Origin of the sequence: Actinoplanes utahensis, assembly GCF_016862455.1 — a bacterium.
GTDB lineage: Bacteria > Actinomycetota > Actinomycetes > Mycobacteriales > Micromonosporaceae > Actinoplanes > Actinoplanes utahensis.
Window position 1 is genome coordinate 1 of the sequence record NZ_BOMZ01000050.1, and the last position, 13,987, is coordinate 13,987.

General features: G+C 69.5%; 11 protein-coding genes and 3 tRNA genes. 8 read left to right on the top strand and 6 right to left on the bottom strand.

What is annotated here, in order from left to right; all coding sequences use genetic code 11:
* Window positions 1–521: 521 nt before the first annotated feature.
* The 4 genes from Aut01nite_RS18975 to Aut01nite_RS18990 all read right to left on the bottom strand — a co-directional run bounded on the left by Aut01nite_RS18975 (window position 522) and on the right by Aut01nite_RS18990 (window position 5,218).
* On the bottom strand, window positions 522–1,400 hold the full coding sequence (locus Aut01nite_RS18975; protein ID WP_173476730.1) for a Rieske (2Fe-2S) protein: 879 nt from the start codon (window positions 1,398–1,400) through the stop codon (window positions 522–524).
* 36 nt (window positions 1,401–1,436) lie between these two features.
* A complete protein-coding gene (locus Aut01nite_RS18980; protein WP_043530341.1) occupies window positions 1,437–2,789 on the bottom strand; it encodes a dihydrolipoyl dehydrogenase family protein in 1,353 nt (450 codons plus the stop codon).
* Window positions 2,790–3,008: 219 nt separating this feature from the next.
* The gene (locus tag Aut01nite_RS18985; protein WP_043530339.1) at window positions 3,009–4,331 is read right to left on the bottom strand and encodes a cryptochrome/photolyase family protein; all 1,323 of its coding nucleotides are present in this window, start codon (window positions 4,329–4,331) and stop codon (window positions 3,009–3,011) included.
* Window positions 4,331–5,218 (bottom strand): phytoene/squalene synthase family protein, encoded by an 888-nt coding sequence (locus Aut01nite_RS18990; protein WP_043530337.1) that lies wholly within the window; start codon window positions 5,216–5,218, stop codon window positions 4,331–4,333. The genes Aut01nite_RS18985 and Aut01nite_RS18990 overlap by 1 nt, the downstream gene beginning before the upstream one ends.
* 70 nt (window positions 5,219–5,288) lie before the next feature.
* Between Aut01nite_RS18990 and Aut01nite_RS18995 the strand changes: the two genes are divergently transcribed.
* The 7 genes from Aut01nite_RS18995 to Aut01nite_RS19025 all read left to right on the top strand — a co-directional run bounded on the left by Aut01nite_RS18995 (window position 5,289) and on the right by Aut01nite_RS19025 (window position 10,049).
* Window positions 5,289–6,359: a polyprenyl synthetase family protein gene (locus tag Aut01nite_RS18995; RefSeq protein ID WP_043530335.1), complete on the top strand. Its 1,071-nt coding sequence runs from the start codon at window positions 5,289–5,291 to the stop codon at window positions 6,357–6,359.
* 25 nt (window positions 6,360–6,384) lie between these two features.
* Window positions 6,385–7,869, top strand: a complete 1,485-nt coding sequence (crtI, locus tag Aut01nite_RS19000) for a phytoene desaturase family protein (protein ID WP_043530333.1) — start codon at window positions 6,385–6,387, stop codon at window positions 7,867–7,869.
* A complete protein-coding gene (idi, locus tag Aut01nite_RS19005) occupies window positions 7,866–8,570 on the top strand; it encodes an isopentenyl-diphosphate Delta-isomerase (RefSeq protein ID WP_063958846.1) in 705 nt (234 codons plus the stop codon). Before crtI ends, idi begins: the two co-directional genes overlap by 4 nt.
* Window positions 8,560–9,600 (top strand): MerR family transcriptional regulator, encoded by a 1,041-nt coding sequence (locus Aut01nite_RS19010; protein WP_043530331.1) that lies wholly within the window; start codon window positions 8,560–8,562, stop codon window positions 9,598–9,600. The genes idi and Aut01nite_RS19010 overlap by 11 nt, the downstream gene beginning before the upstream one ends.
* Window positions 9,601–9,759: 159 nt before the next feature.
* Window positions 9,760–9,832, top strand: a tRNA-Glu gene (locus Aut01nite_RS19015).
* Window positions 9,833–9,887: 55 nt separating this feature from the next.
* Window positions 9,888–9,961 (top strand) — tRNA-Asp (locus tag Aut01nite_RS19020).
* A gap of 14 nt (window positions 9,962–9,975) precedes the next feature.
* Window positions 9,976–10,049, top strand: a tRNA-Phe gene (locus tag Aut01nite_RS19025).
* A gap of 1,114 nt (window positions 10,050–11,163) precedes the next feature.
* Here the strand turns inward: Aut01nite_RS19025 and Aut01nite_RS19030 are convergent.
* Window positions 11,164–11,976 (bottom strand): inositol monophosphatase family protein, encoded by an 813-nt coding sequence (locus Aut01nite_RS19030; protein WP_043530329.1) that lies wholly within the window; start codon window positions 11,974–11,976, stop codon window positions 11,164–11,166.
* Complete coding sequence (locus Aut01nite_RS19035; RefSeq protein ID WP_052164331.1) at window positions 11,973–12,833, bottom strand: DUF5919 domain-containing protein; 861 nt, start codon at window positions 12,831–12,833, stop codon at window positions 11,973–11,975. Before Aut01nite_RS19035 ends, Aut01nite_RS19030 begins: the two co-directional genes overlap by 4 nt.
* Before the next feature lie 705 nt (window positions 12,834–13,538).
* Here Aut01nite_RS19035 and Aut01nite_RS19040 point away from each other — a divergent pair.
* On the top strand, window positions 13,539–13,832 hold the full coding sequence (locus Aut01nite_RS19040) for a DivIVA domain-containing protein (RefSeq protein ID WP_052164330.1): 294 nt from the start codon (window positions 13,539–13,541) through the stop codon (window positions 13,830–13,832).
* Window positions 13,833–13,987: the final 155 nt, after the last annotated feature.

Genomic DNA, 13,987 nt, shown 5'->3' on the forward strand with positions numbered 1-13,987 from the left:
CCTTCGTTCGCGCCGCTCTCGCGGCCCGCCCCCGGGGCACTCGCTCTAATTTACTAGGTCTTCCTGGCGTTGTCAACCGGTTTATCCCGGTTGGCTCCGATCTGCCCTAGTAAGTCCTCTGAGTCAAGCACACAGCTGCGCTGTGGTCTCGAGTTCAGAGGATTTGGCAGGACGGCCGTTGCGGTGTGACCCGCTTGCCTCGCCCGTTTCCCTGCCGGCTCGCAAAACATTACCCGCCGGTTCCCTCCCCTCCAAATCGGGGGTCACCCTCCGACGTTTCCGCAGGTAAGGCGTGGATGGAGCCGGTGAGGCGGGGGTGGAGGAGGTGGAGCGGGGGTTAAGCGATGCGAAGGGGGAGGAAGCGGGGCGAGACCGGGTGACGCGCAGGGGGAGCGAAAGCGAAGCGGAGCAAGAGCGAGACGGAGAGCAGGAGCGAGGTGAACGCGGATAGGGGGCAGGGACGAGGTCGACGCGGATAGGGGGCAGGGAGGAGGCGAACGCGGAAGGGAACGGAGAAGGGGCTACGGACGGCGTACCTCCACCAGACCGTCCCTGACCCGGACCGGCAACACCGGCTGGTCGTTCCCCGCCGGCCCGTGCACCACGGCACCGTCGTCGAGACGGAAGGTGCTCCCGTGCCAGGGACACACCACGCACCCGTCAGAGACCTGACCTTCACTGAGCGGCCCACCCTCGTGCGAGCACCGGTCGATCAGCGCCGTCACCCGGTCGCCCTGGCGGAACAGGAGCACCGCGGTGTCCCCGACCCGCCGCGCAGCCGGCTTGCCCTCCGGCAGCGACGACAGCGATCCGGCGACGGTCCACCCCTCCGGCACGCGAGCGACCTCCGGTGCCGCGTGACTGATGCCGGCGCCTTGGGTGTACGACAGATGTCCTCCCAGGAAGGCACCGACTCCCGCAACCGAGAGGCCCGCGTAAGCCAACGCCTTACCCTGCTTCGTCCGTCCGGTGAGCCGGGCCGCCAGCGAACTCGCGTAGAGACCGGTGGCCACCAGGTTGGTGACCGCGTGGACCAGGCCGACCCGCCGCCGGTCCTTGGTCAGCTCGGACCAGTCGACCCAACCGGCCACCGCGGCGGGCAGGACCCCGGCGAGCCCGACGCCGATCAGGACCGTCGAGGCGCGATCACCGGATCCCGAGGCGCGCGATCGCGAGGACGGCGACCGGGAGGGAAGGGCGTCGAGGACGGCCGCGGAGAGGAACGCGCCGACCGGGACCTGAACCAGCACGGGGTGAAGGGGATGCCCCATCCACGTCCCGTGCAGGAGGTCACGCAGGGTGCGCGGCCGGACGGCGGAGGAGACCGCCGCCTGCAGTTTGTCGCTGGCGCCGTCGAGGGCGTCGGCCTGTTCGATCCGGGTGAGTACCTGCCGCAACATGTCTATGGCGGTGCCCACCCGGATCGGGTCGAAACGTCAGGCGAGGGCTTTCAGGGCATCGCTGATGCCGCGGTGGAAGGTGGGGTACGCCCAGATCTGGCTGAGCAGCGTCGAGATCGGCACTTCGGCGTGGACGGCGACGGCGAGCGCCCCGATCATCTCGCCGCCGGCCGGGCCGGCGGTGGTGGCCCCGACCAGCACTCCCCGGCTCCCGTCGGCGATGACCTTGATGAAGCCTTCGTTGCCGGGCCCGTGGACGAACCCGCGGGAGGTCTGGTTCAGCGGGACGAGGCCGACTCGTACGTCCTCGATGGACGACCGTGCCTGTGATTCAGTGAGGCCGACCGCGCCGATCTCCGGATCGAGGAAGGTGACGCGGGGCCGGGCGCGGTAGTCGGCACCGGGTCCGCCCTGTCCGAGGATGTCACGGACGGCGATGTCGGCCTCGTACATCGCCATGTGGGTGAAGTTGCCGTTGCCGGTGACGTCGCCGACCGCCCATACCTTGTCGGCGGCGCGCATCCGTTCGTCGGTGGTGAGGAAGCGGGCTTGCGGGTCCAGGCCGATGGCGTCCAGGCCGAGGTCGCCGAGGCGGGCGGCGCGGCCGGTGGCGACGAGCATCTTCTCGCCGGTGACGGTGCTGCCGTCGGAGAGATCGACGGTGAATCCGTCGCTGAAGGAGACCTTCGTGGCGCGGACGCCGGTGCGGACGGTGGCGCCGATCACCGCCGCGGCCACCTCGGAGGATTCCGGCTCTTCCATGGCGAGGATCCGGTCCGAGCCTTCGATGATCGTGACCTGGACGCCGAAGCGGGCGAAGACCTGGGCGAACTCGCAGCCGATCGCACCGCCGCCGAGGATGATCAGGGAGGCGGGCAGGGCCGGGGTCTCGACGGCTTCGCGGTTGGTCCAGTACGGCGTACCGGCCAGGCCCTCGATCGGCGGGATGACCGCGGCGGTCCCGGTGGCGATGACGAGCCCGCGGGCGGCGGCGTACTCCTGCTCGCCCACCCGGATCCGGCCGGGCCCGGTGATGACGGCGCGGCCGCGGACGAACGTGGCGCCCTTACCGGTGAGCCGGTCGACGGCGACCTTGTCGTTCCAGTCGTCGGTGGCCTCGTCGCGGATCCGCTGTGCGACGGGTGCCCAGTCGGGTTCGACGGTGGACCGGCCGGCCAGCCCGGGGATGCGCCGCGCTTCGGCGAGGGCGCTGCCGGCCCGGACCATCATCTTCGTCGGGATGCATCCCCAGTACGGGCATTCGCCCCCGACCAGGTTGTGTTCCACGCCGATGACGTCGAGCCCGGCCGCGGCCAGTCGCCCGGCGGCCTCTTCACCGCCCACGCCGAGTCCGACGACCACCACGTCCACGTTCCGCACTTCGCCCATGTCCTTCACCTAACCACCGCGAGGTTTCCTCAAGTGGGCCGAGGCACGTCCGATTCAGAACCCTCGCGAAGCGGTGACACCGAGGAACGGCGGCCATGAGGGGGCGATGGCGAGCGTTGGCTGGCGCTCACCATCCTCATGGCCGCCATCGTGTTGCCGGGAAAGCCGCGGGTCCCGCCGGAAGAGACGTTTGACGGACGCAACCGCCGGCGGGTCCCGCTACCGCAACCAGACCGCCTCGTCCCGATGTGACTCGAGTGGGCCGGGGTAGTCGAGGTTGCGGAATTCTGTTTCGGGGAGCCGCCACGGCTGATGTACCGCGGGGCCGTCGATCCCCTTCAGTTCAGGTACGTACCGACGAACGTACACGCCGTCCGGGTCGAACCGGAGCGCTTGCCGGATCGGGTTGAACCTTCGGTAAGGCCGGGTGTCGTTGCCGACGCCGGCGGTCCACTGCCAGTTTCCCGAGTTGTTCGGCACGTCTCCGTCGAGCAGCCAGCGGGAGAACCATCGGACCCCGAGCCGCCAGTCGATGCCGAGATGCTTGGTGAGGAACGCGGCGGTGATCAGGCGGGCCCGGTTGTGCATCCAGCCCTCGTCACGCAGCTGGCGCATCCCGGCGTCGACGACCGGCACGCCGGTGAGCCCGTCCTGCCAGTGCTGGAGCGCGTCGTCGTCGTAGCGCCAGTCCCGGTCGCCGGCCGGGCGCAGCGCCTCGGTCGACAGCTTCGGGTACACCCGGGCGACCTGGTAGTAGAAATCGCGCCAGCAGAGCTGGCGGACGAGGGCGTCGGCGTCCTGCTTGCGCGCCGTCTCGGCGACGGTGAGGGGCGAGAGACAACCCCAGCGGAGGTACGGGCTGAGCCTGCTCGTGGCATCCCCGGGCAGGTCGTCGTGCGCGTCCTCGTACCCCGCGAGCTCTTGCCGCGACCACAGCGAGAGCCGCCGCCGCGCCGCGGTCTCGCCACCCTCCGCCGCGTGCGGTGATTCCCCGCCGGGGATGTCCGGGAGCCGCCCGGTGTCCAGGCCGTCCGGCAGCGCGATCCGCTCGGGCGCCGGCAGTTCGGCCCGGCGCCGCACCCCCGACCAGGCCCGGTGGTAGGGGGTGAAGACCTTGTAGCAGGCGCCGCCACCGCCCGGGCGGACCGCGCCCGGATCGACGACGGTGAGGCCGGGGTGCAGGCCGAGGCCGATCCGGTGGGGTCCGGTCTCGGCGCGGAGGCGGTGTTCGCGTCGTTGGGCGTGCCCGCTGACGTCGGCGGCGAGGTGGATCGTCTCGGCGCCGGTGTCGCGGGCGACCCGGACGGCTTCGGTGACCGGGTCGCCGTGGCGCACGACCAGGTCACCGCCGATCCTGCGCAGGCTGTCGCGCAGGTCGGCGAGGCTCTGGTGGAGGAATCGGGTGCGGTTCGGGGAGAGGCCGGCCAGTTTCGGGTCGAGGACGTAGAGCGGAACGACCCGGTCGGCCCGGCAGGCCGCGGTGAGGGCCGGGTTGTCGTGTACGCGCAGGTCCCGGGTGAGCAGGACGACCGCGGTACGCATCACGCCGCCAGATGGACCGGGGTGCCGGGCCGGGTGAGCAGGCTGCGCACGGCCACGGCGGCCCGGCGGCGGTTGGGGACGGTGGCGCGGCGGCCGAAGACGTCGTAGTCGATCGCCTCGATCTCGTCGAGGATGCCGCCGTAGAGCTGGAAGGCGGTGCGCATGCAGGCCTGGGAGGCGGGTTCGAGCAGCGGGATGCCGGGGGCGGCCAGCGCGTAGTGCTCGCGGGCCCGGGCCACCTCGGCCTTGATCAGCGCTTTGATCGCCGGGGTGGCGACGCCTTCGCGCAGCATGCGGCGGGTCACGCCGAACTCGGCGAGGTGCTCCTCGGGCAGGTAGATCCGGCCGCGGTCGAGGTCTTCGGCGACGTCCCGGATGAAGTTGGTGAGCTGGAAGGCGTTGCCGAGCTGGCGGGCCGGCTCGCGGGCGGCGGCCGGGTCGGAGGACTCGAGGATCGGCAGCATCATGGTGCCGATCACCGCTGCCGAACCTTCCATGTATTCGAGTAGATCGCTGTACGTGGGGTAGCTGGTGACGGTGAGATCCATCGCCATGCTGCGCAGGAACTTCTCGAAGTCGTCGAGGTCGAGGTCGAAGACCGCGATGGTGTGCAGGACCGCGGGCAGCAGCGGGTCGTCGACGGGTTCACCGCGGAGCCCGGCGAGGAACCGGCCGGACCACTCGGTGAGGACCGCGGCGCGTTCGGCCGACGGCCGGGACTCGGTGCGGTCCACGATTTCGTCCGCATATCGGGTGAATCCATAGAGGGCGTGCACATGCCGCCGCTTCCACGCCGGTAGCAACCGGGTCGCGAGGTAGTACGTCCGTCCGTGCTCTCGGTGCAGTTCGCGGCAGCGCTCGTAGGCGGCCGCCAGTTCGGTCTCCATGCCGGGTCCTCCGGTCAGAATCGACGCACGAATCGACGCAACTTCAAAAAGTTAGGGTACGGTACTGAGCGTGGCCAATCACACCCTCGAGGGAAATCGCCTTGAAGCGATCCCCCGCCAGCCGGTTTCGCACCGAGCGTTGATCAGCGCCGTCGAGGGGACGCTGGCCGACTTCCTCGCCTGCCAGATCCCCGCCCTCGACACCGTCGACCCCGCCCTCGGCGGCTTCGCCCGCACCGCCCGTGACCTGGTCATGGCCGGCGGCAAGCGGGTCCGCCCGACGTTCGCGTACTGGGGCTGGCGCGGCGTCGCCGGCACTGGTGACACACTCGAAGCCGTCTTACCCGCTCTCGGCGCTCTCGAACTCATGCACACGTTCGCCCTCGTCCACGACGACCTGATGGACCGTTCCGAGACCCGGCGCGGCCGGCCCACCGCGCACCGGATCTTCGCGGCGCAGCACGGCGACCGGTTCGGCGACTCCGCCGGGATCCTGATCGGCGACCTCTGCCTGGTCTGGGCCGACCAGCTGCTGGCCAAGGTCGCGCTGCCCCCGTCGGTCCAGCTCGAGGTCCGCGCACGGTACGACCGGATGCGGATCGAGGCCATCGCCGGGCAGTACCTGGACGTTCTCGGCGAGACCGACCCGGCGGCCTGGTCGGTGGAGCGGGCGCTGGTGGTGGCCCGGCACAAGACGGCCAGCTACACGGTGCAGTGGCCCCTCGGGTTCGGTCTGGCCCTCGCCGCCGGGATGGACCACCGGATCGAAGAGGCCTATCAGACGTACGGCATCGCCGTCGGCGAGGCGTTCCAGCTTCGCGACGACCTGCTCGGGGTGTACGGCGACCCCGCCGTCACCGGCAAACCGGCCTGCGACGACCTGTCCACCGGCAAACCCACCACCCTGCTCATGCTGGCCCGGCAGCTGGCCACCCCGGCACAGCTCGAGGAACTGGCCGTGGCCGGCATCACCCGGCAAGCCGAGATCATCGCCGCCACCGGGGCCCCCGCCCGGCTCGAGGAGATGATCCGGGCCCGGGTCGCGGAAGGCGTCACCGCGATCGCCGACGCCCCGATCCGCCTCGACGCGAAAACCGCCCTCATCGAGCTCGCCACCGCCGTCACCGATCGACCGGCATGATGAACCTTATTTTTGGAGCCGAAAAGTGCGAATAGTGACCGGACCCACCGACCGGGTCGTCATCGTCGGCGCGGGCCTCGCCGGCCTCGCCTGCGCGCTGCACCTGGCCGCGGCCGGACGACAGGTCACCGTCGTCGAACGCGAATCGGTTCCCGGCGGGCGCGCCGGCCGGCTGTCGGCGAACGGGTACGAGTTCGACACCGGCCCCACCGTGCTGACCATGCCCGAACTGATCGCCGAACCGATGGAGGCCGTCGGCGAGAACCTCGGCGACTGGCTGGAACTGACCCCCCTCGACCCGGCGTACCGGGCGTACTACCCGGACGGCTCCACCCTCGATGTGCGGACCGACACCACCCGGATGGCCGCCGAGATCGCCCGCGTCTGCGGCGCCCGCGAAGCCGACGGATACCTGCGCTTCGTCGACTTCTCCCGGCGGCTCTGGCAGCTGGAACGCGACCACTTCATCGACAAGAACCTCGACACCCCCTTCGACCTGGTCAACCTGAACCTGCTCAAGCTCCTCGGGATGGGCGCGTTCCGGCGGTTGCAGCCGAAGATCGGCGAGTACTTCCGCGATCCCCGTACCCAGCGGATCTTCTCCTTCCAGGCGATGTACGCCGGGCTCGCGCCGCACGACGCGCTCGCCGTCTACGCGGTCATCGCCTACCTCGACTCGGTCGCCGGCGTGTACTTCCCGAAAGGCGGCATGCACGCCGTCCCGAAGGCGCTCGCGGCCGTCGCCGAGAAACACGGCGTCACCTTCCGTTACGACACCACCGTCGAGCGGGTCACCACCGCCAACGGCCGCGCCACCGGCGTGCTGACCTCCGGCGGTGAACACATCCGGGCCGACGTGGTGGTGCTCAACCCGGACCTCCCGGTCGCCTACCGCGACCTCCTCCCACCCCGCCGTCGCCTCCGGCGACTGAAGTACTCACCGTCGTGCGTGGTGCTGCACATCGGCTCCAGCCAGGCCTACTCCAAGATCGCCCACCACAACATCCATTTCGGTACGGCGTGGAAGGGCACTTTCGACGAGGTGATCCGTAAAGGTCTCCTGATGAGCGATCCCTCCCTGCTCGTCACGAACCCGACGCACACCGACCCCACGGTCGCTCCCCACGGCCGGCAGACCTACTACGTGCTCGCGCCCACCCCGAACCTGGAGGACGGGCCGATCGACTGGCGCCGCGGCATGGACAAGCGGTACGCCGACGAACTGCTGGGCGTGCTCGAACAGCGCGGATACGTCGGCTTCCGGGACGGCGTCGAGGTGCAGCGGATCATCACGCCCGCCGACTGGGCCGACGACGGGATGGCCGCCGGCACGCCGTTCGCGGCCTCGCACACCTTCGCCCAGACCGGGCCGTTCCGGCCGTCCAACATGCACCCCACCCTGCCCAACGTCGTCTTCACCGGCTCCGGCACCCAGCCCGGCGTCGGCGTGCCGATGGTGCTGATCTCCGGGAAGTTGGCGGCCGGCCGGATCACCGGGGGCGTCGCGTGACCACCCCATCCCGCGAGTCCGACCTGGTGGAACTCGTCGACGACCAGGGCGGCTCCACCGGAACCGCCAGCGTCCGGGACGCGCACGAGGCGCCCGGAATGCTGCACCGGGCGTTCTCGGTGTTCCTGCGCGATCCGTCCGGGCGGTTGCTGCTGCAACAGCGGGCGGCGGTGAAGACCCGGTTCCCGCTGCGATGGGGCAACACCTGCTGCGGGCATCCGGTCCCCGGGGAGGACATCACCGTGTCCGCGGGCCGCCGCGTCGCCGAGGAGCTCGGCTTCACACCGGAGGCGCCGCTGCGGGAGGTCGGCGTCCACGTGTACTTCGCCACGGATCCGGTCACCGGGCGGGTCGAGCGGGAGTACGACCACGTGCTGCTCGGGGAGGTTGCGGGCGGCATCACGTTCCGGCCGGACCCAGGCGAGGTGGCGCGGCTGCGCTGGGTGTCGATCGAGGACCTGAGGCAGGAACTGGCGGCGACGCCGGAGTCGTACGCCCCCTGGCTCGACGGGGTGACCGAACGCCTCGCCACCCACCTGGACGCCACACCCTCGTCCCCGTCCTCCCCGTCCGCGCCGCTGCCCTCACCCCCTTCGTCCCCCTCGGCGCCGCCGTCCTCGTCTCCTTCGTCCCCGTCCGCGCCGCTGTCCTCGTCCCCCTCCCCCTCTTCCTCGTCAGCGGAGGGGACGGGTGGGCGTTGACGGGCTGAGCGCAGGCGCGGCCGCACGCCGTCTCGGCGTCGCGGTGACCACATTGCGCACCTGGCATCAGCGGTACGGGCTGGGTCCCAGCCGGCACGAGCCGGGCCATCATCGGCGGTACACCGTCGAGGACATGGTCCGGCTACAGGTCATGCAGCGACTCACCGCGCAAGGCGTCGCGCCCGCGGAAGCCGCAGCCTGGGCCCGCCGCTCCCCGGCGCCGCCCGCCGCGGATCTCGCGGTCCCGCCGGCTGTCTCCACACCCGCCACGAATACCTCGCCGTCCGCAGCGGACGCCTCTCCACCCGCCGCGGACGTCGATCCGACACTGGCCGCCTCTGTGGCCGCCGCGTCGCTGCCCGCGGATCTCCCCGCGATCGGTGGCCCGGCCGGCGGCGGCCAGGCCATCCCCCTCGGCCCGCGCGCCGATCCGGCTGCCCGGGGCCTCGCCCGCGCCGCCATGCGCCTGGACGGGCCGTCCATGCGCCACATCCTCGACCAGGCAATCGCCGGCCGCGGCGTGATCCCCACCTGGGAGCACGTGATGATGCCGGTGCTGATCGGCATCGGCGAGCGGTACGAGGCGACCGACCGGTTCGTCGAAGTCGAGCATCTGATCTCCCGGTCGATCACCGAAGCGTTCTCCGCGGTGCCCCGTCCGGCCCGGGAACTCGCCCCACGGGCTCTACTAGCCGCCGCCGACGAGGAGCAGCACACCCTGCCGCTGGAGGCCCTGGCAGCCGCGCTGGCCGAAAGCGGGGTGCCGAGCCGTCTGCTGGGCGCCCGGGTGCCGCCGAGGGCGCTGCTGGACGCGGTGGAACGCACCGGCCCGGCAGTGGTGGTCCTGTGGTCCCAGCTGCCCACCACCGGTGGTGTGGCCCAGCTCCAGAGCCTCCTGGACCTCCCGCACCCACCGGTCGTCGTCGCGGCCGCCGGACCCGGCTGGCCCACCGCCGATCTGCCCCCGGAAGTGACCCCACTCGGTGACCTCGGCGGCGCCGTCCGGGTCGTAGCCTCCGCCTGCGTTTAACGTTTCCACAGCTCAGAGGCGGTGCAGGCCCCCCGATTTGAAGATCAGCATGGGCATCGTATATGTTTTACATGCCTCAAGCGGGGGGCGCGGTTGGGGCCACAACGACCAAGCGTTGCCGATCGCGCAGCCAGCGCGATGTGCAATGATAGCGGAGTTGCCCTCATCGTCTAGTGGCCTAGGACGCCGCCCTTTCAAGGCGGTAGCACGGGTTCGAATCCCGTTGGGGGTACTGGTAAGTTATCGGTCGCAAGCCGGTGACAAACCAAGATAGAGTTACACAGCAAGGTCCTGTGGAGCAGTTGGAGTGCTCGCCGCCCTGTCAAGGCGGAGGTCGCGGGTTCAAGTCCCGTCAGGACCGCAAGTAAAGATCACGGCCAGGTAGCTCAGTTGGTACGAGCGTCCGACTGAAAATCGGAAGGTCGGCGGTTCGACCCCGCCCCTGGCCACCGAGCCTCTCGCCGGGCTTTGAGCGTCGTCCACCTGCGGAAACGCATGGTGGACGTTCTGCTTTCCGGGGCTGTTTCGCCGCCCCGAAGTTCACCTCTGATGACCGCAGATCCCCCATGATCGCCATCACGAGTTGCACGTTCGCTGCACGCCCGGATCACTGTCTCCGGCCCAATCACGACGCCCCACGGGCGATGCCGACCACCGCCCTCATTTGGCTCCGGGACCGCCAGCGGTGACCACCTGAACCGATGGCAAGTCGCGAAGCGGCGCGGCAGCGATCGCCGGAAGCCACAACGGCGCCTAGCCACGGATGCGATCGTCACGGCCTGGCTCTACGCTGCCTTATCCGGCCTTTACGAGCTGAGCGCTCGATGCGCCACTCGGCCGGTGCGCCGGCCGATGCCGGGCGGAGCCCGCCAGCAGGCCGAGCGCGTCCGGCCAGCGCCGCGCTCGCGCGGCGCCTTGATTCAGAACAGGCGAACTCGGCAGTACGACCGGACCAGCATCCGGCCTACAGGCCGACTCGTCCGCTGCCTCAAGGTGAGGGCCCCTTAAAGGCTTAGACCTTCGCCCCGCCTGGCTGCTCGTATGAGCCTCACCTGGGGGGGAATTGTCCGAATACGCAGACACAACCCGGCGCCAAGTGGGCGAACGCGCAGGTCAGGGATGTCCGGTTTGACACGTACGTGTCAAAAACATGTATCATTATAGGTTTTGGCTTGATACATCCAGATACCTTGATTGCGAAGGGAAGCCGAACCCGACCCAACGAACCCGGCTTCTCTTCCGTTACCCCTCACCTCGCCCCTTGGAGGGCGCGACAGGAAGGTATTAGCGATGCTACCTAGGGATGGCGACCGCCAAACCCTTTTGCTGATGATGTCCTCTGTAGCCAGCCTGATCACCGCCATCGCTTCCATGATCACAGCAGTCGGCGGCTTCCGGTAGCAGACAGTGAGGCGTCAAGATCGCCTTGACGCCTCACTCCCGCTGCCGCCTCCTCGCGATGACTGGGTAAAGGGAGAGCGTCGGCGTGCGCACGATGCGGTCGGCTGGCCAGCCGACCGCCTTGCTCTCTGCACCGGTTCGCCCTCTACGGTTGCCCGCCCCTCATGCCAGCCGACGGGCGCCCGGCGAGCTCACCTCGCCCACCAGAGCAAGGATCGCGGGCAGAAGGCCTGCGTTTGCTGCGATGGTTGCCCGGGATTCAAGAGTGTGTGGTGAGCCGTCTTGGTCAACGAGCAAGGCACCAGCTTCTCGCGCGATAGCGACACCAGCAGCGGTGTCCCATGGCTTGTTAGCGAGCATGACGACGGCATCGACCCGCCCGGCCGCGAGCCAGGCCAGGTCGATCGCGGCTGACCCGTGCATGCGGATGCGCTGGGCGCTCTTGGCTAGCCGTTCGGTGAGGGCAAATCTGATCTGGTTCTTCTCCCGTGCGCCGTCGCCGACGGCGTAGTCGCCCAGCGCGATGACTGCTTCGTCGATCTGCCTGGTCGAGCTGGCCGTGATCGGCTTCCCGTTCGCGTGGGCGCCGTGGCCTTCGGCTGCGGAGTAACGCTCGCCGAGGAATGGCAGGTCAATGACACCGAGGACGGATCGGTTTTCGGTGATCAGGCCGAGTGAGATGGCGCAGAGCGGTGATCCGTGTACGAAATTCACGGTGCCGTCGACGGGGTCGAGTGCCCACATCAAGCCGCCTTCGGCGCCGCTGTTCCCGTTCTCTTCGCCGAGGAAGCCGATGGCCGGCGTCTGCTCGGCGAGGAAGGCGCGGACCTTCTCCTCGATGGCGAAGTCGACCTCGGAAGCCATGTCACGATCGCCCTTGGCGGTGAGGACGCCGGGCTGCATGGTGCGCATGATGCCCTGGGCCAGGTCGACGGCCTGGTTAGCGATCGGGAGTAGGTCGGTGTAGTCGGTCATCGGGGCTGGCCACCGCTCCAAAGCTCGTCGAAGGTGCGCTCGAACACGTGGTACAGCCCGGCGGCCGGCCACCGCTTCTTGATCACCATCGTCGGGGACTCGACGCCTCGCGCGTGCGGTAGGTACTGCTGCGCGACGCAGAGCGAGTCATTGATCAAGGTGATGTTGACACGGATCGTCTGGTCGTAGGTGGCGACCTCGATGCGATCCCGAATGTCGGCGGGCAGGCGGTCGCGTACCCGAAGGATGCCTTGCAGGTTGAGAGTCGTGAGGGCGCCGAGAGTGCCCGCGGTCATGCCCTCTTCGATCTCGCGTTGGCGGATGGCGGCGCCGGCCGGATCGAGGAACAGCAGCCGGAGGCGGGCGCCGTCCTGGGCCAGCTGGGCGAGACGGCTATCGGCGTACTGCTGGCATATCAGGTTGAGGGAAAGACCGACGGCACGGATGTCGGTCGCGCAGTCGAACAGGGCGTGCGGCGGCATTTTGGAGGTGAACTCCGACCGGCTTGGGTAGACCGCCTCCACGTCGGCGTACCGCTCGGTCAGCGCGTCTTCTGCCAGCGTTTGCGCATACGGAGTCGCGATCACGTCGCCGGATGAGGTCGTAGTCGGAGCGGTGCCGTGGCTGCGGTCGCCGAGCATGAGCACGACGCGGGCATCGGTCGGCATGCAGAGGCCGCTAGAGATGCGGGTCAAGACGTCGATGCTGCTGACGCGACGCGACCCGCCGATGATCTCGCTGACCTGGGCCTGACTCAGGCCGATGGCGACGCCGAGATGGGTTTGGCTGACGCGCGTCTCTCGCTGGATCAGCCGGAAGACCTGGGCGATGTCGCGCGCCGCGAGCGCGTCGAGCATGCCGTCCGTAGCCCATAGGTGCTCGGGTACAGAGAACGTGGTCCCTGCGCGTGAACTCACGGGCGCCTCCCCTGGTCGGTCCCGGCTTATCCGTACGGCAGATAGCGGCCTGGTGCCTGGCATCCGGTTGCCGGATTGAAGTTACTCCTTCATGGACTACCGCGCGTGATGGGTTCGGCGTCACTGGGCGACCACGATCAGCACATGGCGAATTCCTCGGGGGTCTGTCAGTCCTGCGAAGGGCGGGGCTGGCGGCTGGCGTCACGGCGTCGGACGGTGCGGGTCGGCGAAGCGGTCGTCCGGCTGGTCCGGCGTGCGTGCCCGGACTGTGCGCCGGTTCGGTCAAGCCGTACGGCCTGACCAGCGGCTCGTACGGGCCGGTTGACCGGCCGGTCCGTACGGGCTCGGCGCCCCTCGGGGGTCGCTGCCTTGCTGCTGCGAACCAGCCCAGAAGGAAGCGAGACCTGTGTCTGAGTTGCCATTCGACCCCGCTGATCCGCCGGCCCGGCCGCCCTCGTCGTGCCTCGACGAGCTGGTGTGGAACCTCGCCTACCGGCTATTCCGCGATCATCGACCCGATCAAGACGGGTTCTGCATCACCTGCGTACCCAGCGAATTCAGTCCCTGCATCGGCCGGTACCTCGCGGCACGGGGATTCCTGGTCTCCTGCGGCCTGCCTGACCCGGTATCCATCCGGGAGGTCCTGTGAGCGCCACTCGCGGTACCCATGGCGGCGGCTACCCCGTTCGCGACCGCGGGCGACTGACACCGGATGCGGTCCGCCGGATTCGGTTCCGCCGCTCGGATGGGCTGCGCCGCGGGCTGAAAGCCGAGGACGTCCGGCACTTCATCGACCAGGTCTCGGAGGACATGGCGTCGCTGTATGACGAATTGGCCCAGGTGTACGCCGAGAACCACCGCATCAAAGCAGCCCTTCGTGACTGGCAGAGCAAGCACGGTGCACCGCCGACCTCCTACCGCGACCGGGCCAGCCGGTGAGCGGGCCGGCGCTCTCTAGGGCGGAGGCGAGACGCATGAACGTCAACTCGGCCGGAAAGTCTCCACGCATCCGGCCGCTACGTCGGCCACAGACCGGTGACCTGGTCCACCTCACTGCCACAGCAAGCGTGCAGTTCGGTGGTGACCGGACTACG

Excerpts from the sequence above, each read along its gene's own strand:
- Aut01nite_RS18975 (WP_173476730.1), bottom strand. The coding sequence starts at position 1,400 with ATGTTGCGGCAGGTACTCACCCGGATCGAACAGGCCGACGCCCTCGAC.
- Aut01nite_RS18980 (WP_043530341.1), bottom strand. The coding sequence starts at position 2,789 with ATGGGCGAAGTGCGGAACGTGGACGTGGTGGTCGTCGGACTCGGCGTG.
- Aut01nite_RS18985 (WP_043530339.1), bottom strand. The coding sequence starts at position 4,331 with ATGCGTACCGCGGTCGTCCTGCTCACCCGGGACCTGCGCGTACACGAC.
- Aut01nite_RS18990 (WP_043530337.1), bottom strand. The coding sequence starts at position 5,218 with ATGGAGACCGAACTGGCGGCCGCCTACGAGCGCTGCCGCGAACTGCAC.
- Aut01nite_RS19030 (WP_043530329.1), bottom strand. The coding sequence starts at position 11,976 with ATGACCGACTACACCGACCTACTCCCGATCGCTAACCAGGCCGTCGAC.
- Aut01nite_RS19035 (WP_052164331.1), bottom strand. The coding sequence starts at position 12,833 with ATGCTCGACGCGCTCGCGGCGCGCGACATCGCCCAGGTCTTCCGGCTG.